The organism is Plantimonas leprariae (assembly GCF_008802405.1).
GTDB classification, from domain to species: Bacteria; Pseudomonadota; Alphaproteobacteria; order Rhizobiales; family Rhizobiaceae; genus Plantimonas; species Plantimonas leprariae.
In genome coordinates this window covers 541,241-558,266 of sequence record NZ_VZDO01000001.1, presented here as the reverse complement: position 1 = coordinate 558,266, position 17,026 = coordinate 541,241, and the positions used below count along the sequence as shown (strand labels likewise).

General features: G+C 70.2%; 18 protein-coding genes. 15 read left to right on the top strand and 3 right to left on the bottom strand.

Annotated features, from left to right (window positions below; translation table 11 throughout):
• Window positions 1-154: 154 nt before the first annotated feature.
• Window positions 155-949, top strand: coding sequence for a creatininase family protein (locus F6X38_RS02585; protein WP_150967955.1), 795 nt, complete (start codon window positions 155-157; stop codon window positions 947-949).
• Between the two features lie 4 nt (window positions 950-953).
• Here F6X38_RS02585 and galE read toward each other — a convergent pair whose 3' ends face one another.
• Window positions 954-1,943: a UDP-glucose 4-epimerase GalE gene (gene galE / locus F6X38_RS02580; RefSeq protein ID WP_150967954.1), complete on the bottom strand. Its 990-nt coding sequence runs from the start codon at window positions 1,941-1,943 to the stop codon at window positions 954-956.
• Window positions 1,944-2,134: 191 nt separating this feature from the next.
• On the opposite strand from galE, the gene F6X38_RS02575 reads away from it, so the two are divergent.
• Window positions 2,135-3,541: a mannose-1-phosphate guanylyltransferase/mannose-6-phosphate isomerase gene (locus F6X38_RS02575; RefSeq protein ID WP_281353042.1), complete on the top strand. Its 1,407-nt coding sequence runs from the start codon at window positions 2,135-2,137 to the stop codon at window positions 3,539-3,541.
• Between the two features lie 83 nt (window positions 3,542-3,624).
• Here F6X38_RS02575 and F6X38_RS02570 read toward each other — a convergent pair whose 3' ends face one another.
• Entirely contained in the window at window positions 3,625-3,903 is a 279-nt protein-coding gene (locus F6X38_RS02570; protein ID WP_150967953.1) for a hypothetical protein, read from the bottom strand.
• 164 nt (window positions 3,904-4,067) lie between these two features.
• Entirely contained in the window at window positions 4,068-4,400 is a 333-nt protein-coding gene (locus F6X38_RS02565; RefSeq protein WP_150967952.1) for a hypothetical protein, read from the bottom strand.
• 199 nt (window positions 4,401-4,599) lie between these two features.
• Here F6X38_RS02565 and F6X38_RS23610 point away from each other — a divergent pair, with 199 nt between their 5' ends.
• From F6X38_RS23610 to F6X38_RS02505, 13 genes are all read left to right on the top strand, one after another.
• Window positions 4,600-4,743, top strand: a complete 144-nt coding sequence (locus tag F6X38_RS23610) for a hypothetical protein (protein ID WP_202617915.1) — start codon at window positions 4,600-4,602, stop codon at window positions 4,741-4,743.
• A 315-nt stretch (window positions 4,744-5,058) separates the two neighbouring features.
• Window positions 5,059-5,715 carry a cytochrome c3 family protein gene (locus tag F6X38_RS02560; RefSeq protein ID WP_150967951.1) on the top strand — a complete coding sequence of 219 codons (657 nt, stop codon included), beginning with the start codon at window positions 5,059-5,061 and terminating at the stop codon, window positions 5,713-5,715.
• Window positions 5,703-8,558, top strand: coding sequence for a 4Fe-4S dicluster domain-containing protein (locus tag F6X38_RS02555; RefSeq protein WP_246191147.1), 2,856 nt, complete (start codon window positions 5,703-5,705; stop codon window positions 8,556-8,558). The genes F6X38_RS02560 and F6X38_RS02555 overlap by 13 nt, the downstream gene beginning before the upstream one ends.
• On the top strand, window positions 8,555-9,898 hold the full coding sequence (gene nrfD, locus F6X38_RS02550; protein ID WP_150967950.1) for an NrfD/PsrC family molybdoenzyme membrane anchor subunit: 1,344 nt from the start codon (window positions 8,555-8,557) through the stop codon (window positions 9,896-9,898). Before F6X38_RS02555 ends, nrfD begins: the two co-directional genes overlap by 4 nt.
• Window positions 9,895-10,422, top strand: a complete 528-nt coding sequence (locus tag F6X38_RS02545) for a DUF3341 domain-containing protein (protein ID WP_150967949.1) — start codon at window positions 9,895-9,897, stop codon at window positions 10,420-10,422. The genes nrfD and F6X38_RS02545 overlap by 4 nt, the downstream gene beginning before the upstream one ends.
• Entirely contained in the window at window positions 10,419-10,934 is a 516-nt protein-coding gene (locus F6X38_RS02540; RefSeq protein ID WP_150967948.1) for a c-type cytochrome, read from the top strand. The genes F6X38_RS02545 and F6X38_RS02540 overlap by 4 nt, the downstream gene beginning before the upstream one ends.
• A complete protein-coding gene (locus tag F6X38_RS02535; RefSeq protein WP_150967947.1) occupies window positions 10,931-11,977 on the top strand; it encodes a hypothetical protein in 1,047 nt (348 codons plus the stop codon). Before F6X38_RS02540 ends, F6X38_RS02535 begins: the two co-directional genes overlap by 4 nt.
• A complete protein-coding gene (locus tag F6X38_RS02530; protein ID WP_150967946.1) occupies window positions 11,967-12,473 on the top strand; it encodes a hypothetical protein in 507 nt (168 codons plus the stop codon). Before F6X38_RS02535 ends, F6X38_RS02530 begins: the two co-directional genes overlap by 11 nt.
• On the top strand, window positions 12,470-13,234 hold the full coding sequence (locus F6X38_RS02525) for a thioredoxin domain-containing protein (protein ID WP_150967945.1): 765 nt from the start codon (window positions 12,470-12,472) through the stop codon (window positions 13,232-13,234). Before F6X38_RS02530 ends, F6X38_RS02525 begins: the two co-directional genes overlap by 4 nt.
• Entirely contained in the window at window positions 13,231-14,199 is a 969-nt protein-coding gene (gene coxB / locus F6X38_RS02520) for a cytochrome c oxidase subunit II (protein ID WP_150967944.1), read from the top strand. The genes F6X38_RS02525 and coxB overlap by 4 nt, the downstream gene beginning before the upstream one ends.
• Window positions 14,196-15,902 carry a cytochrome c oxidase subunit I gene (ctaD, locus tag F6X38_RS02515; protein ID WP_150967943.1) on the top strand — a complete coding sequence of 569 codons (1,707 nt, stop codon included), beginning with the start codon at window positions 14,196-14,198 and terminating at the stop codon, window positions 15,900-15,902. Before coxB ends, ctaD begins: the two co-directional genes overlap by 4 nt.
• Window positions 15,899-16,540 (top strand): cytochrome c oxidase subunit 3, encoded by a 642-nt coding sequence (locus F6X38_RS02510; protein WP_246191146.1) that lies wholly within the window; start codon window positions 15,899-15,901, stop codon window positions 16,538-16,540. Before ctaD ends, F6X38_RS02510 begins: the two co-directional genes overlap by 4 nt.
• Window positions 16,537-16,905 carry an oxidase gene (locus F6X38_RS02505; protein ID WP_150967942.1) on the top strand — a complete coding sequence of 123 codons (369 nt, stop codon included), beginning with the start codon at window positions 16,537-16,539 and terminating at the stop codon, window positions 16,903-16,905. Before F6X38_RS02510 ends, F6X38_RS02505 begins: the two co-directional genes overlap by 4 nt.
• Window positions 16,906-17,026 lie beyond the last annotated feature (121 nt).

The following is a 17,026-nucleotide window of genomic DNA, read 5'->3' as shown; positions in this document are numbered from 1 at the left end:
AGCCATGGCGCCCCGCCCCGCCCCGGTCCAGCAGATGAAACATACCGGCCACGGCGGCGCAGCTCCCAAACCCCAGCAAGACGATTGGGAAGAGTTCTGATAGAGCACCGCTCCGCCGCAAGGCCTCGCGGCGGAGCATGAGGGCGGCACGGGCATGACGACTTCGCGGCGGCGCGTCTGGTGGGGCGACTTCACCACAAGCGACTTCGAGAGCGCCGACCGCGATCGTACCGTCGCGCTCCTGCCCGTCGCGGCGGTGGAGCAGCACGGGCCGCATCTCGGCACGGGCACGGACGCGACCATCGCGCGCGGCATGCTGAAGACGCTGATCGGGCTGCTGCCGGACGATCTCGATCTCCGCATCCTGCCGATCCAGTCGGTCGGCAAGTCCGACGAGCACCTGAGCTTTCCCGGCACGCTCCACGTTCCCGCGACCGTCCTGATCGAGCACTGGACGGCGCTCGGCCTGTCGGTCGCGCGGGCCGGCATCGCCAAGCTGGTGATCGTCAACTCGCATGGCGGCAACGAAGAGGTGATGGGCATCGTCACGCGGAACCTGCGGGTGCGCGAGCGGATGCTGGCGGTGAAGACGTCCTGGGGCCGCTTCGGCAAGCCGGGCGGGCTCTTCTCGGACGCCGAGAACCGCTACGGCATCCACGGCGGCGACGCCGAAACCTCGCTGATCCTGCATTTCCGGCCCGAAGCGGCCGACATGGACCGCGCCGAGGATTTCGCTTCCGTCGTCGAAGCGGAGGAGGGACGCTTCGAATCCCTGCGCGCCACCGGCCCGAACGCCTATGCCTGGATGGCGGAGGACTTGAACCCCGCCGGCGTCGTCGGCGAAGCGAGCCGGGCGAGCGCGGAAAAGGGCCGGCGCCTCGCCGAGCATCAGGCGAAGGGGCTCCTCCGCCTCATCCGGGACGTCGCCGCCGCGCCGCTGCCGCGCTGACGCGTCAGGAGGCGTTCCGCTTCAGGAGGTGGCGCTCCCAGCGCAACGCGTCCGCGACGATCGAGTCCAGATCGTCGTGCTTCGGCACCCAGCCGACGCTCGTTCTGAGCTTGGTGGAATCGGCGACGACGCTCGGGCTGTCGCCCGCCCGCCGCGGCGCGACGCGGATGTCGAGCTTCGCGCCCGACACGCGCCCGACGACCTCCAGCACCTCGCGCACCGAGAAGCCGCGGCTGTAGCCGACATTGGCGACGAGGTTGCCGTTGCCCGCCCGGAGGTGATCGAGCGCCGCAAGATGCGCGCCGATGAGATCTGTGACGTGGATGTAGTCGCGCACCGCCGTGCCGTCCGGCGTCGCGTAGTCGGTGCCGAACATCTCGATGAACGGCCTTTTCCCGACCACCACCTCGTTCGCGACCTTGATGAGATGCGTCGCGCCCTTCGTGGACTGACCGGAACGCCCGTCCGGGTCGGCGCCCGCGACGTTGAAGTAGCGCAACGCCGCATAATTCAGGGGAAGGGCGGCGGAGGCGTCCTCCAGCATCATCTCGCTCATCAGCTTGGAGCGGCCGTAGGGCGACAACGGCAGGAGCCGCGCGTCCTCGCGCACCGGTTCCGAGCCCGCCTCGCCGTAGACGGCGGCGGTGGAGGAGAAGATGAAGCGGGGCACGCCGCTCGCGACCGCCGCGGCGATCAGGTCGCGCGTCCTCGCGGTGTTGTTCAGGTAGTAGCCGAGCGGATCGCGCACCGAGTCCGGCACGACGATCGAGCCGGCGAAGTGGACGATCGCGTCGACCTCGTGCTCCTTGACGAGCTTGCCGACCAGCGCGCCGTCGGCGACGTCGCCCTGGACCACGGTCGCCGCCGGCGAGATCAGCCAGTCGAAGCCGGTCGTGAAGTTGTCGAGGACCACCACGTCCTCGCCCCGGTCCACGAGGCCGAGAACCATGTGGCTTCCGATGTAGCCGCCGCCGCCCGTCACCAGAACGCTCATGCCGTCTCCATTCGCGTCAGATCCGAAACCTCGCATGCGGCAGAGCGGCGAAGGCCCGCGCCGCTCGTTAAGCGCGATCCCGCGTTTCGGCCGCGCGATTCGCGGAGGGTCTTTCCTCCGAGCCCGCTAGATGCCATGAGGTTTGCGTCGCAGCAAATCCGACGGGCGAAACAAATCCGGGAGATGGTGGTTTGATCGTTCCCCTCATCATGGCGGGCGGCGCCGGAACGCGGCTCTGGCCGGTCTCGCGAGACACGCTGCCGAAGCAGTTCATCGCACTGCTGGACGGCGGCGAATCGACGTTCCAGGCGACGGTGCGCCGGGTCTCGGGCGAAGGCTTCGACCGGCCGGTGGTGATCACCAACCAGGACTTCCGCTTCATCTGCGCCGAGCAGCTGGCGCAGGTCGGCGTCGACGCGGATATCGTGCTGGAGCCGGAACGCAAGGATTCGGCGCCGGCCGTGGCGGTCGGCGCCGTGATCGCGAGCGCCCGGCGCGAGGACGCGCTGTGCCTGGCGCTCGCCGCCGACCACCTGATCGGCGACGCCGAAGCCTTCCGCGCCGACTGCCAGACCATCGGCGAACTGGCCGCCAAGGGCCACATCATGACGCTCGGCATTCGCCCGACCGAACCCTCCACCGAATACGGCTATATCCGGCCGGGAGCCGAGCGGCTCGGCGAGAACGCCTTCCGGCTCGATCGCTTCGTCGAGAAGCCGGACCGCGCGACGGCGGAAGGTTACGTCGCCGAAGGCTACGTCTGGAACTCCGGCAACTTCGCCTTCGCGGCGCGGGTGATGCTGGACGAGTTGACGCGCTTCGCGCCGGCCGTCGTCGAGGCGGCGCGAGCGTCGGTGGCCGGCGCGGTGCGCGACCTCGACTTCATCCGCCTCGACCCGGCCAGCTTCGCCGCCTCGCCGAAAATCTCGATCGACTACGCCGTGATGGAGAAGACGAGCCGCGCCGGCGTTCTCGCCGCCGCCTTCGAATGGTCCGACATCGGCTCCTGGGGCTCGCTGCACGCGGTGAAGCCGCGCGACGAGGCCGGCAACGTCGTCGAAGGCGACGCGGCGGTGCTCGACACGCGGAACAGCCTTGTCCGCTCGGAGGGCCTCCTCACCGCCGTGGTCGGGCTCGAAGACGTCGTCGTGGTGACGACGCAGGACGCGGTGCTCGTCGCCGACCGCACGAAGGCTGGCGCGGTGAAGGACCTCGTCGCCCGGATGAAGGCGGAGAAGCGGCCGCAGGCGAGCGAGCACCTGCGCATTTTCCGCCCTTGGGGCTGGTACCAGCGCATCGACATCGGGCCGCGCTTCCAGGTGAAGCACATCACCGTGCGTCCCGGCGCGACCCTGTCGCTGCAGCGCCACCATCATCGCGCCGAGCATTGGGTGGTGGTGCACGGCACGGCGGAGGTCACGATCGACGGCACCGTCAAGCTCTACCACGAGAACGAGGCCGCCTATCTGCCGATCGGCTGCACCCACCGCATGCACAATCCCGGCAAGATCGACCTCAAGATCATCGAGGTGCAGGTCGGCTCCTATACCGGCGAGGACGACATCGTCCGCATCGAGGACGTCTACGCGCGGCAGTAGGCGTCCAGGGCAGGGCGCTCAGGAACAATCGATGGAGGAAACGACCGAGCGGTTTTCCTCCGCCGGTCGTCGGGATCGAGCTGTCAGACTTCGCCTGCGCGGTCGGGGATGCGTATCGTCGAACCGAGCCGGACCCGGCAGGCGGCAAGCGCGAGCGCCGCGAAATAGCCGAACTGCATCGAGCCGAGCGCCAGCGTCCCGTTCACCAGACCGTGGTGGAAGCCGGTACCGAGCTTGAACACCAGCACCGTCTCGGCGGCGGAAAGGATCGCGACCGCGAGAACGAAGGAAGCCGCGTTCGCGAGAAAGAACATCGCGAAACCGCAGGCGAAGAAAATGCAGAGCACCGTCGACAAAAGCATCGGACGCGCCGCCTCCCGGACCGCGCCGTCCCATCCGACGAGTCCCGGGCTGTTCTTATTCCAATTCGAATCGAAAACGTAGAGAAAAGTAGCGTTTACAACTTTTTGTTGCGAATATGTGACGCGGACGTGAAGTAACGGCGCAGCCGACCCTCGGTTGCGCGTCAGGCGGCGAAACGCGCGAGGCTGATCCTGCGCTTCTGCGGCTGCGACGATCCGACGTCGAAAGGTTCGGCGCTCTGCGCCTGTCGGGAAAGGATGAGGCCGGCCGAGCCGCCGACGGATTCCAGCGAGCGCTCGCTGCAATGGCGACCGACCTCTAGGCCGAGCGATCGCATGTGGCAGCGGCCGAAGCAGTAGAGCGCCAAAGCCGCACGCTGCGCCTCGGGAAGCGCCAGCACCGTTTCGGCGACCTTCGCCTCGTCGGAGCGCAGGAGCAGCGCCAGGATTTCCAGCGGTACGGGAGATCTGGCTTCGTTGAAATCGGCGCGATACATGGGCGGACCTCGCGATCGGTTGCGACGGGATGGCCGGAACATCGCTTCCGAGCCTGAAGCCGCGCTGACGGCTGGGACGTCAGGTGTTCACGTTCGCGTGTTCACGCCGATCCGCGACATCGGGAGCGATCCAGCGCCGTTGAAGCCCCACTGACGGATGGCAGGTGCATCCGTCGAAACGCGAGCGCGGAGGAACGGCATGGCCGAGAAGAAGGGCAGGGGCAGCGAAACCGCCAAGCGCGCGAATGCGAAGGCGAGCGGCGAGGGGAAGAGTAACCCGCGCAAATCCTCGGCCGCGCAGGCGGAACTCGGCAAGAAGGGCGGCAAGTCCAAAGGTTCGTGAGGAGCGGCCGCCAGCCACGTCCCTGAGGATGCGTCGATGGCGGCCGACTGGCGCGGGTTCGTTTCGAGCCCGGCTACGCAGTTTAGATCGATTCTTGTTTCTTCTCGGCTTCGTGCCAATTGCCTGACGGCCGGACCCGAGCGCATGCTCTCGGCCGACCGGCGGATGGGACGTGCCGGGGGGAACGCCATGAATCACCGCAACCGCCGTGCTACCGCCGACGCTCCGTCCCGCCGCCCGGCGCACGCCGCCCCGCGCGGCGGCAAGGCATGGCCTGCTGTCCACTGCTGATACGCCGCCCGGCGACGCCCGCTCATGGCGCAGATCTTCCGGCCGGGAGCGACGACCTATGCCCGCATGGCGCTGGTCGCGATCCCGCTCGTGCCGGCCGCGCTGGTGGTCTTCGCCTATCTGCTCATGGGCTCGCCCTACGTCACGGGACAATACGAGACGCTGGACCAGAACCCGCCCTTCAGCCACGAGCACCACGCGCGCCAGCTCGGCATCGGCTGCCCGATGTGCCACGGCCAGGCCGAGAAGACCGCCTATGCCGGGATGCCGGCGACGCATGTCTGCATGAGCTGCCATTCGCAGATCTGGACCAACGCGGCGATGCTGGCGCCGGTGCGCGAAAGCTACGCGCACGACGAGCCGCTGAGCTGGAAGCGCGTCCACAACCTGCCGGACTACGTCTATTTCAACCACTCCGTCCACGTGAACAACGGCGTCGGCTGCTCGTCCTGCCACGGCAATGTCGAGGCGATGCCCCTGATGCGGCAGGCCGCGCCCCTGACCATGGGCTGGTGCCTCGACTGTCACAAGGCGCCCGAGAAGCACCTGCGGCCGCAGGCGACGATCTACGACTTCGACTGGTCGCCGCTGGCGGATCAGGAGAGCCGGGGGCGGGCGCTCGTCGCCGCGCACGGCATCGACGTCGCGCATCTCGTCAACTGCTCCGTGTGCCACCGTTGAGCCCGCCGCCCATCCCGGACGTATCCGGCGCGGCCCCGCTCAACCGGCGGGAGGCGCTGCGGCTCGTCGCGCTGGCGCTGGCGGTGGGCGCTACCGGTTGCAAGCCGGCCGAGGACATCGTGCCGGCGGTGCGCTCGAACGGCCTCGCCGCCGGCGAGCCGCTCCGTTTCGCGACCTCGCTGCCGCTCGGCGGCTACGGGCGGGGCATGCTGGCGACTTCGGTCGAGGGCCGGCCGATCAAGGTGTCCGGCAACCCGCTGCACCCGGCGAGCCTCGGCAGCACCGATCTCTTCGCGGAGGCCGACATCCTCGGCCTCTACGACCCCGACCGCTCGCGCACCCCGACGCGGAACGGCCTGATCGCGAACTGGGACGGGTTCCTGGCCGAGCTCGGGCCCCGCCGCGCGGCACTGGCGGCAAGGCGCGGGGAGGGGTTGGCGATCCTTGCCGGACGCATTACCTCGCCGACGCTCCGCCGCCAGTTCGACGCGCTCCACACCGCCTGGCCCGCCATGCGGCTCTACCGGCACGAGCCGGTCGACGACGCGAACGGGCGGGCCGGCTCGAAGCTCGCCTTCGGCCGGCCGCTCGACGTCCTGCCCGATCTCGCTCGCGCCGACGTGGTGCTGTGCCTCGGGGCCGACCCGCACGGGGCCGGACCTGCGCAGCTCCGCAACGCGGCCGGCTTCGCGAAGCGGCGAACGGTGCGCGAGGGAACCGGCGCGATGCAGCGCCTCTATGTCGCCGAAAGTGCGGCAAGCCTCACCGGCCTCGCCGCCGACCACCGGCTCCCGCTCGCCCCCGCGGCGCTCCTCGACTTCGCGGCGGGCCTCGCCGCCCGGTTCGGCGGACCCGCGACGGAACGGCCGGTGGATGGGCGCTTCCTCGACGCGCTGGCCGCCGATCTCCGGGGCGCGGGCGCGAAGGCACTCGTGCTCGTCGGCGAGGAGCAGCCGCCCGAACTCCATGCCCTCGGCCACTGGCTGAACGCGGCGCTCGGCGCCTTCGGCTCGACGCTCGACCTCGTCGAGCCGGCGGACGCGCCGAGCGACGGCGATCTCGGCGCGCTGGCGGCGGAACTCGCGGCCGGGCGCGTCGACACGCTCCTGATCCTCGGGACCAATCCCGCCTACGACGGCCCGAGCGATCTGGGCTTCGCCGACCTTATCGGCAAAGCCGCCTTCACCGTCCATCTCGGCACCCATCGCGACGAGACCGGCGCGCTATGCCGCTGGCATCTGGCCGAAACGCATCCGCTGGAGGGCTGGAGCGACCTTCGAGCCGTCGACGGCACGGCCGGTATCGTCCAGCCGCTGATCCAGCCGCTCTACGCGAGCGTCGGCGCGCACGAACTCCTGGCGGCGCTCGCCGGTGACGGCGGGGCGAAGCCCTACGACCTCGTGCGGCAGACCTGGAGCCCCGGCGTGCCGGCGGCGGAATTCGAGGACTGGTGGCTGGGGGTCGTCGAGGACGGCGTGGTGCCCGGCAGCGCGGCCGCGCCGGTCGCACCGCCGCGCCAGCCGACCCTCTCGGCGCCGCCGGCATCGGGCGGCGGCGGACTGGCGCTGGTGCTGCGGCCCGATCCGACGATCTACGACGGGCGCTACGGCAACAACGCCTGGGCGCAGGAATGCCCGAAGCCGGTGACGCACGAGACCTGGGGCAACGCGCTGCACCTCCACCCGGACGACGCCGCACGCCTCGGCATCGCCGCCGACGACGCCGTGCGGATCGAGGCGGGCGGCCCGAGCGTCGAAGCGCCCGTCGTCCTCGATCGCCGCCAGGCGGAAGGGGCGGCGTCGCTGACGCTCGGCTACGGCCGCACCCGGCCCGGCGCGATCGGCATCGGCCTTGGCGCGAACGCTTACGCGCTCCGCCGCACCGACGCGCTCTGGACGCTGCCGGACGTGCGCCTGACCGCCGTCGGCAAGGCCGAGCCGATGCCGTTGACGCAAGCGACGCTCGACGAGGACGGGCGCGATCTCGCGCCGGAAATGCGGCTCGCCGATCTGGCGGCGGGCGTGCGGCTGAAGCCGAAGGCGGCCGAGCCGGCCGCGACCTTCTACGCCGCGCAGCCGCACGAAGCGCCCTACGGCGACGGCAGCGAGCCGCGCGCCTGGGCGATGGTGATCGATACGACGCTCTGCATCGGCTGCAATGCTTGCGTCGTCGCCTGCCAGGCGGAGAACAACGTGCCGGTGGTCGGCCCCGACGAGATCCGCGCCGGACGGACGATGCACTGGCTGAGGATCGACGCCTACGAGAAGGACGACGGGGCGGGCGCGGTGTTCCAGCCGGTGCCTTGCATGCATTGCGAGAAGGCGCCCTGCGAGCCGGTCTGCCCGGTCGGCGCGTCCGTCCACGACGACGAGGGGCTGAACGTCCAGGTCTACAACCGCTGTGTCGGCACGCGGTTCTGCCAGGCGAACTGCCCCTACAAGGTGCGCCGCTTCAACTTCTTCGGCTACGCGAACGGGCAGGAATACTCGAATCTCGGCAATCCGCCGCTTGCCGCGCGCTTCAATCCGGACGTCACCGTGCGCGGGCGCGGCGTCATGGAGAAATGCACCTACTGCGTCCAACGCATTGCCGGCGCGCGGCAGCGGGCGGAAGCGGAAGGGCGGCCGATGCGCGACGGCGACGCGGTGACGGCCTGCCAGTCCGCCTGCCCGACGAGCGCGATCCGCTTCGGCAACCTCGCGGCGGCAGGGGCCGAGGTCGCGAAGCTGCGCGAGGAGCCGCAGCACTACGCGCTCCTCGAAGAACTCGGCACCAAGCCGCGCACCACCTATCTCGCCAAGGTCCGCAACCCGAATCCGGCGCTGGAAGGGGAGCGGTCGTGAGTAGTGCTGCCGCGCTCCTGCCGCCCGGCGCTTCCTACGCCTCGGTCACCCGCACCATCGCCGACCCGGTGCTCGAGCGCCCGGCCGGGCGCGGCTGGTGGATCGCCTTCCTCGCTGGCCTCGCCCTCACCGCCCTGATGCTCGCGGTCCTGTTCTGGCTGTTCTTCGAAGGGATCGGCATCTTCGGCAACAATACCAGCGTCGTCTGGGCCTTCCCGATCGCGAACTACGTCTGGTGGATCGGCATCGGCAATGCGGGGACGCTGATCTCCTGCATGCTGCTCCTCACCCGCCAGAAATGGCGCTCCTCGGTGAACCGCTTCGCCGAGGCGATGACGCTCTTCGCCGCCGCCATCGCCGGCCTCTTCCCCATCCTCCATCTCGGCCGGCCGTACTACGCCTACTGGCTGGCGCCCTATCCCAACACGATGGGCGCCTGGCCGCAGTGGAAGAGCCCGCTCGTTTGGGACTTCTTCGCGATCCTCTCCTACCTGATCTTCTCGGCCCTCTTCTGGTACACGGGCGCGATCCCCGACTTCGCGACGCTCCGCGACCGGGCGACGACGCGCCGGGCGCAGGTGTTCTACGGGGTCCTCGCGCTCGGCTGGCGGGGCTCCGCCCGCCACTGGCGGCGCTACGACAGCTTCTACCGCACCATGGCGGCGCTCGGCGTGCCGCTGGTCTGCTCGGTGCACAGCGTCGTCGGCATGGATTTCGCGGCGGGCGCGATGCCCGGCTGGGCGGAGTCGATCTTCCCGCCCTACTTCGTCGTCGGCGCGATGTTCTCCGGCTTCGCCATGGTGGTGGTCCTCGCCGTCGCGGTGCGCGCCTACCTGCGCGATACCGGCCTCGTCACGCTGGCGCATCTCGACGCGATGGCGAAGATCCTCCTCGCCGGCTCGATCGTCATGGGCCTGTCCTACGGCACCGAGAACTACCAAGCCTGGATCCTCGGCGACGAGGCGGAGCGCACCCTTGCCGCCTTCGAGTTCACCGGCGCTTACGCGCCGCTCTACTGGCTGCAACTCGCCACCACCGTTCTCGTGCCGCAGCTCTTCTGGTGGCCGGCCGCGCGGCGGAGCGTGCCGGCGTTGCTCCTCGTCGCCGTCGCGATCAATGTCGGGATGTATCTCGAACGCATCCTCCTGATCATCAACACGCTGTCGCGCTCGCATCTGCCGTCGATGTGGCGCACCTACGCCCCGACCGTCTGGGACTGGCTGCTGCTCCTCGGCTCGCTCGGCTTCTTCGTCCTCCTGTTCGCCTGCTTCCTGCGCCTCATGCCATCGGTCTCGATGCACGAGATGCGCCAGCTCGTCGCCGAAGGGGATGCGCGATGAGCGAGCGCCTCCTCGCCGAGTTCGCCTCGCCGGAGAAGCTCGTGGCGGCGGCGCGCCAGACGCGAGAAGCCTCGACGTTCCGCGTGGTCGACGCCTATTCGCCCTTCGCGGTGGAGGGTCTCGGCGAGGAGATCGAGGACGTCGGCCCGATCCGCATCCGCCGCCCGATGCTCGCGGGGGGCATCGCCGGCGCGCTCCTCGGCATCGTCCTGCAATGGTATTCGGCGACGGAAATCCTGCGCGTGCCGGCGGGCGGGCGCTCGCTCGCGAGCTGGCCGGACTTCCTGTTCGCGACCTTCGAGCTCACCGTCTTCGGCGCGGCGGTCGCCGGCTTCGTGTCGCTTCTCGCCGGCTGCGGCCTGCCGCGCCTCCATCACCCGTTGTTCGAGCTGCCCGGCTTCGAGCGCGCGACGCAGGACCGCTTCTTCCTCGAAGTCGAGGCGGCGGGGGAGGCGGATTCCGCCGCGGCGCGCACCTGGCTCAGCGGCCTCGGCGCCCTGTCTGTCGCATCGGTGCCGCGATGAGAGGCGCGGCGCTGCTGCTCCTCGCGCTCGCCGGCTGCTCGGGCCAGGAGATGGCCGACCAGCCGTCGCTGAAGCGGGACGAGGCGAACGCCATCTGGGGCACGGCGAGCGCGACGCGGCCGCTGCCGGAGGGCGTCGTCCTGCGCGGCACGAAGGCGCGGCTGGCGGCGGTCGCCACGCCGCCGCCGGTGACGGCTGAGCTGATGGCGCTCGGTCAACGCCGCTTTGCGGAAATCTGCGCGCCCTGCCACGGGCTTGCCGGCGACGGCGACGGCATCGTGGTCGAGCGCGGCTTCTCGCCCCCGCCTTCCTATCACTCGGCCCGCCTGCGCGCCGCCGACGCGAAGCACTTCGTCGACGTGATCGGCAACGGCTACGGCGCGATGTACAGCTACGGCGACCGCGTGCCGCCGGAGGAGCGCTGGGCGATCACCGCCTATATCCGCGCCCTGCAGCTTTCGCGCCAAGCGACGCTGGCGGATGCGCCGGAAGCCGCGGAGCGCATCCGGTGAGCCGCCGCCTCGCCCTCGACCGACGCTGGCTCGGCCTCCTCGCCGCCGGGCTGCTGCTCCTTATCGCGATCTTCGACGCGCACGCCGCAGCGCGGGGCCTCCTTGCCGGCTTCCTCCTGCTCGTCGCCGTGCCGGCGGGGTCGATGCTGCTCTTCCTCATCCACCGCCTGACGGGCGGGCGCTGGGGCGCGGCGCTCGAACCCGTGCTCCGACCGGCGGCGGCGCTGCTTCCGGCCGTCGCGCTTCTGATGGTGCCGGTCCTGCTGCTGCCGCACCTCGTCTATCCTTGGGCGGCCGATCCCTCGACCATCCGCCACGCCGACGTCGCCGCGCTCTACTTCAACGCCCCGAGCTTCGCGCTGCGTAGCGTCGCTGCGTTGGGCGTGTGGGGCTTCTTCGCCAGTCTCGTAGCCTTCCGGCCGGCGCGGCTGACGGTGCCGCTCGCCGGCGTCGGCCTCGCCCTGTTCGGCCTGACGGTGAGCTTCGCGGCCGTCGACTTCGTGATCGCGCTCGACCCGCGCTTCAAGTCGACCGCCTTCGCCATGAGCCTGTCGGTCTCCTTCCTCCTCGCCGGCGCGGGCTTCGCGGCGGCGACCGGTGCGCCGAGCCAAGCGCGGGCCGACCTCGCCAAGCTCCTCGCGGCCCTCGCGCTCGGCCTTCTCTATCTCGACCTCATGCAGTTCCTCGTCGCCTATGACGGCAACCTGCCGGATCAGGCCGCCTGGTACCTTCGCCGCGCGACGCCGCTCGGAGTCGCGACGCTCGGCCTCGCCTCCATCGGTGCGGTCGCCGCGCCCTTCCTCGCGGTGATGCGGTCGGGCTGGCGCGGCTCGGCCGCTATCCAGCGCGCGGTCGGCTTCGCCGTCCTCGCCGGCACCGCGCTCCGCACCCTCTGGTGGACGGTGCCGGAACTGGCACCGTCGCCGCTGTTCTGGCTCGCCGTCGCGCTGACGCCGCTCGTCGTCGCCGGCCTCGCCGCGTGGATCGCCTTCGCCATGAATCGGGGCGTCGGAGTGGAGCGGAGGGTCGCGCATGGCGCGTGAGGCGACCCTCGGACTCCGCCGCCTGCGTTCTTTCCTCGCCGCGCCGTTCCGCGCCATGCGCCGCCTTTGGCGCGCCGAGCGGCCGGACGAGGACCATGTGGAGCCGCCCGACGTCGCGGTCGGACGGGTGGTCGCGATCCTCCTCGGCTGGGGCGTCTTCGTTGCCGCGGCGCTCGCCGGCTTCGGCTGGTTCACCTTGAGCCAGGTCGATATCCGCTCGCCCGCCGAGCGCGTCGGCATCCTGCCGGCTCCGCGGCTGCAGGTCGACCCCGCCGCCGACTACGACCGCCTGACCGCGATGCAGCGCAAGCGCCTCGCGGACTATGCCTGGGCGGACCGCGCAAAGGGCACCGTCGAGATTCCGGTCGATCGGGCGATGGCGATCCTCGTCGGGCGCGGCGAGCGGGCCTTCGCGCCGCTGGCGCCCCCGCCATCGGCTCCGGACGCCCGCGCGCAGGCCGTCGACGCTGCGACGAAGGCGGGGGCGGCACGATGATCCGGCCGCTTCTCTTCGCTCTTGCGCTCATCGCCGCACCTGCCGCGAACGCCGCGCTCGCGCCGAAGGACCTCGGCGAAGTCGCGCTGGCGCCGGCCGCCGGGGCGCGGCTGCCGCTGGATGCGAAAGTCGCGGAGGACGGGCACGAAACCACGCTCGGCCGTGTCCTCGCGCGCCATCCGGCTTCCGTGTTCCTCTTCGCCGACTACACCTGCGCCAGCGTCTGCGGTGCGGAGCTCGCCATCGCCGCCGCCTCGCTCGCCGATCCGAAGCTCGCCGATCTCCGCGCCGGGCTGGTGGTCGTCGGCCTCGACCCGAAGGACGGCCCGGATGCCGCCCGCCGCATGCGGGACGCCGCGCTCGGGGAGCAGGCGGCCGGGGCGAGCTTCCTCACCGCGGAACAGGCCACTGTCGACACGCTGACGGAGGCCGGCGGCTACCACTACCGCTACGATCCGGCGACCGACCAGTTCGCCCATCCGGCCGCCGTGCTGGCGGTGGCAGAGGACGGGCGGATCGGGCGGGCGCTCGCCGGCCTGTCGCTGATGCCCGCGACGCTGCGGCCCGCGCTGGTGGAAGCGGGCGAGGGACGCGTCGGCGGCCTCGTGGAGCGCGTCGTCCTGCGCTGCTACGGCTTCGACCCCGCGACCGGCCTCTACACGGCCGACGCCAAGCTCTGGCTGCGGCTCGCCGGCGGCCTGACCGTCCTGAGCCTCTGCCTCGCCATCCTCGCCCTGTCCCGGCGGAGCCGAACGACATGAGCGGCGCCGGCGAGTCGATCTTCTGGCTGCCGGCCGCGACAGCGCAGGGGCGCGGCGTCGACGTCCTGTTCCTGGCGCTCCTCGCCTTGTCGGGGATCATCTTCCTTGTCGTCCTCGTGCTCCTCGTCACTTTCGCCACCCGGTATCGGCACGGCTCGAACGCGCCGCGCGGCGAACTGCCCTCGCTCGCCCGGCGCGAGTTCGAGATCGGCTGGACGGCGGCGACCTTCTTCCTGTTCGTCTTCCTGTTCTGGTGGGCGGGCTCGTCGGAGCTCGCCGGCTACAGCCCGCCGCAGGAGGCAATGGAGATCCACGTCACCGCCAAGCAGTGGATGTTCAAGACGCAGCACCCTTCCGGCCCGCGCGAGATCGACGCCCTGCACGTGCCGGTCGATACGCCGGTCAGGCTGGTGATGACCTCCGAGGACGTGATCCATTCCTTCTGGGTGCCGGCCTTCCGCCTGAAGCGCGACATCATCCCCGGCCGGCTGACGCAGATCTGGTTCCAGGCCGACCGGACGGGAAGCTTCCACCTGTTCTGCGCCGAGCTCTGCGGCACCGACCATTCGGAGATGACCGGCACGGTGACGGTGATGAGCCAGGGCGACTATGCCGAATGGATTCGCGCCCAACCGCAGGGCGACGATCTCGGCGAGGAGGGGCGGAAGCTCTTCGTCTCCCTTGGCTGTGCCGGCTGCCATGCCGGCAGCGCCGCCGTGAAGGCACCCGGCCTCGACGGCATCTGGGGCCGCGAGGTGCCGCTCGCCAACGGCAGCCGCGTGATGGTGGACGAGCGCTACGTCCGCGATTCGATCCTGCAGCCGCGCCGCGAGGTGGCGGCCGGCTTCGAGCCGATCATGCCGAGCTTCGCGGGCGTCGTCTCGGAGGACGAACTGACGCGGCTCGTCAGCTATATCCGCCTCGCCGGGACATCGAACGACATCGGGGGGACCGCTTCGCAATGACCGACGCGACCGCCTTCCATCCGGCCTCGCGCCGGGGACCCCTCGGCGAAGCGCGACCGGGCGAGAGCTATCTCTCGGCAGGGCAGACGCTCCGCTCCTGGCTGCTGACGCAGGACCACAAGCGCATCGCGCTCCTCTATTTCGGCGCGATCACCTTCTTCTTCTTCGTCGGCGGGGCCGCGGCGACGCTGATGCGGCTGGAACTGATCTCGCCGGAAGGCCGCTTCTTCTCCAACGACAGCTACAACCGCCTGTTCACGCTGCACGGCGTGGTGATGGTCTGGTTCTTCCTCGTGCCCTCGATCCCGACCACCTTCGGCAATTTCCTCCTGCCCCTGATGATCGGAGCGAAGGACCTCGCCTTCCCGAAGCTGAACCTCTTCTCCTGGTACCTCAACATCCTCGGCGGCCTGTTCGTGCTCGCCTGCCTGATCCTTGGGGGCGTCGACACCGGCTGGACCTTCTACGCGCCGTTCTCGTCGCTGTTCTCGAACGGCTACGTGGTGCTGGCCGCGATGGCGGTGTTCATGTCGGGCTTCTCGACCATCGCGACCGGGGTGAACTTCATCGTCACCGTCCACGTGCTCCGCGCGCCCGGCATGACCTGGATGCGCCTGCCGCTCTTCGTCTGGACGATGTACGCGACCTCGCTCGTCATCGTGCTCGCGACCCCGGTCCTCGCGATCGCGCTGCTTCTGATCATGGCCGAGCGGCTGTTCGGGCTGCCGATCTTCGATCCGGCGAACGGCGGCGACCCGGTGCTGTTCCAGCACCTCTTCTGGTTCTACAGCCATCCGGCCGTCTACATCATGATCCTGCCGGCCTTCGGGGTGATCTCCGAGCTGATCTCCTGCTTCGCCCGCCGGCGCGTCTTCGGCTACACTGCGATGGTCTACGCCATCCTCTCCATCGCCGTCGTCGGCTTCTTCGTCTGGGGCCACCACATGTTCGTCGCCGGCATGTCGCCGGTGGCGGCGATCGTCTTCTCGTTCCTCTCCTTCGTGGTCGCGGTTCCGAGCGCCATCAAGGTGTTCAACTGGACCTTCACGCTCTACCGGGGCCAGGTCTATTTCGAGGCGCCGATGCTCTACGCGCTCGGCTTCATCGGCCTCTTCGTCATCGGCGGCCTGTCGGGCCTCTTCACCGCCTCGCTGCCGATCGACGTCCACGTCACCGACAGTTACTTCGTCGTCGCCCACTTCCACTACATCATGGTCGGCGGGGCGGTGTCGGCCTTCTTCGGGGCGCTGCACTTCTGGTGGCCGAAGATCACGGGCCGCATGGCGCCGGACGGCTGGGCGCGCTTCTCCGCGATCCTCATGTATTTCGGCTTCAACTTCACCTTCTTCCCGCAGTTCCTGATGGGCTATCTCGGGATGAACCGGCGCTACCACCACTACGCGCCGGAGTTCCAGATCTACCACGTCACCTCGTCGGCGGGCGCGGCGGTGCTGGCGGCGGCCTATCTCCTGCCGATGTTCTATCTCACCTGGTCGCTGCGCTACGGGCAGCGCGCCGAGCCGAACCCCTGGGGTGCGACGGGGCTCGAATGGCAGACTTCCTCGCCGCCGCCGAAGGAGAATTTCGAGCGCCAGCCGATCGTGCGGGAAAAGGCCTACGTCTATCACCCGGAGGAGACCGCGCCGCTGCAGGAGGCGCCGGACCGCCGCAGCCCGCACCGGCCGCAGGGGCTCGGCTCGTGACCGCCGAGGCCGCCCGCGCCGGCCCGAACGAGCCGTTCGAGACTTATCGCCTCCAGCGCTTCTCGGCCGTCTTCGGCATGTGGACGTTCCTGGCGAGCGAGATGCTGTTCTTCGGCGGCCTCTTCCTCGCCTTCGCGATCTATCGCTTCACCCACGCGCCCGAGATGGCGGCGGTGGCGCGCGAGACCAACCTCGTCTACGGCACCGTCAACGCCGCGATCCTTCACGTCTCCAGCGTCGCGATGGCGCTGGCGGAAAAGGCGGGCGAGCGCGGCCTGCGGGACCGGGCGGCCGGGCTCCTCGCGCTCACCGCCGCGCTTGGCCTCGCCTTCCTGGCGGTGAAGGGCTTCGAATATGCCGAGGACCTCGACAGGCACCTGTTGCCCGGACCGGACTTCGCGCTCGGCCGGGGGCCGGCGCAACTGTTCTGGGGCTTCTACTGGGCGATGACCGGCATCCACGCCATCCACCTGACGATCGGGATCGCGGCGGTGGCGCTCTTCGCCTGGCGGGTCAGGCGGGATGCGTTTCCCTTCCGGCCGAGCGCCGGCCTCGCGGCGCTCGGCCTCTACTGGCACCTGATCGACGTCGTCTGGATCGTGCTCTACCCGATGCTCTATCTCGGCGGCCGGTCGTGAGCCGCGGAGGCGAGGACTCATCCTTCTGGACGGGCGAGCTTCTGGTCGGTGCCGGCCTGTTCGTGCTGCTCGGCGCGGCCTTCGCCGCGGCCCATCTGCCGCTCGGCGCCGCGCAGACGCCGCTGATCGCCGCGTTCGTCACGCTCGAAGCGCTTCTCGTCGGCGTCTTCTCGATGAAGCTCCGGCGCGCCCCGGCGCTGGTGCTTCTCGCCGCGATGGCCGGACTCGTCTTCGTCGCGGCGCTCTTCACGATGACGCTGACCGACTATCCGTTCCGGCAGGCGGGCGAGCGCGGGCGGACGTTTCCGGACGCGGAAAAGCCGGACGCGCCGCCCACCGCCGGCTCCGGCCTGCCGGATCGTTGAGGGCGGCGCACGAAAAAGCCCGCCGAAAGGTCCGGCGGGCTTGGGATCGACTTCGGTTCGACGACCGGTTCTCAGTGCAGGTAGCCGAGGAACCAGATGATCAGGATCACCGGCAGCGGGA

Coding starts and splice junctions, on each gene's coding strand:
- F6X38_RS02585 (WP_150967955.1), top strand. CDS start 155: ATGACGACTTCGCGGCGGCGCGTCTGGTGGGGCGACTTCACCACAAGC.
- galE (WP_150967954.1), bottom strand. CDS start 1,943: ATGAGCGTTCTGGTGACGGGCGGCGGCGGCTACATCGGAAGCCACATG.
- F6X38_RS02570 (WP_150967953.1), bottom strand. CDS start 3,903: ATGCTTTTGTCGACGGTGCTCTGCATTTTCTTCGCCTGCGGTTTCGCG.
- F6X38_RS02565 (WP_150967952.1), bottom strand. CDS start 4,400: ATGTATCGCGCCGATTTCAACGAAGCCAGATCTCCCGTACCGCTGGAA.
- F6X38_RS23610 (WP_202617915.1), top strand. CDS start 4,600: ATGGCCGAGAAGAAGGGCAGGGGCAGCGAAACCGCCAAGCGCGCGAAT.
- F6X38_RS02560 (WP_150967951.1), top strand. CDS start 5,059: ATGGCGCAGATCTTCCGGCCGGGAGCGACGACCTATGCCCGCATGGCG.
- F6X38_RS02545 (WP_150967949.1), top strand. CDS start 9,895: ATGAGCGAGCGCCTCCTCGCCGAGTTCGCCTCGCCGGAGAAGCTCGTG.
- F6X38_RS02540 (WP_150967948.1), top strand. CDS start 10,419: ATGAGAGGCGCGGCGCTGCTGCTCCTCGCGCTCGCCGGCTGCTCGGGC.
- F6X38_RS02530 (WP_150967946.1), top strand. CDS start 11,967: ATGGCGCGTGAGGCGACCCTCGGACTCCGCCGCCTGCGTTCTTTCCTC.
- F6X38_RS02525 (WP_150967945.1), top strand. CDS start 12,470: ATGATCCGGCCGCTTCTCTTCGCTCTTGCGCTCATCGCCGCACCTGCC.
- coxB (WP_150967944.1), top strand. CDS start 13,231: ATGAGCGGCGCCGGCGAGTCGATCTTCTGGCTGCCGGCCGCGACAGCG.
- ctaD (WP_150967943.1), top strand. CDS start 14,196: ATGACCGACGCGACCGCCTTCCATCCGGCCTCGCGCCGGGGACCCCTC.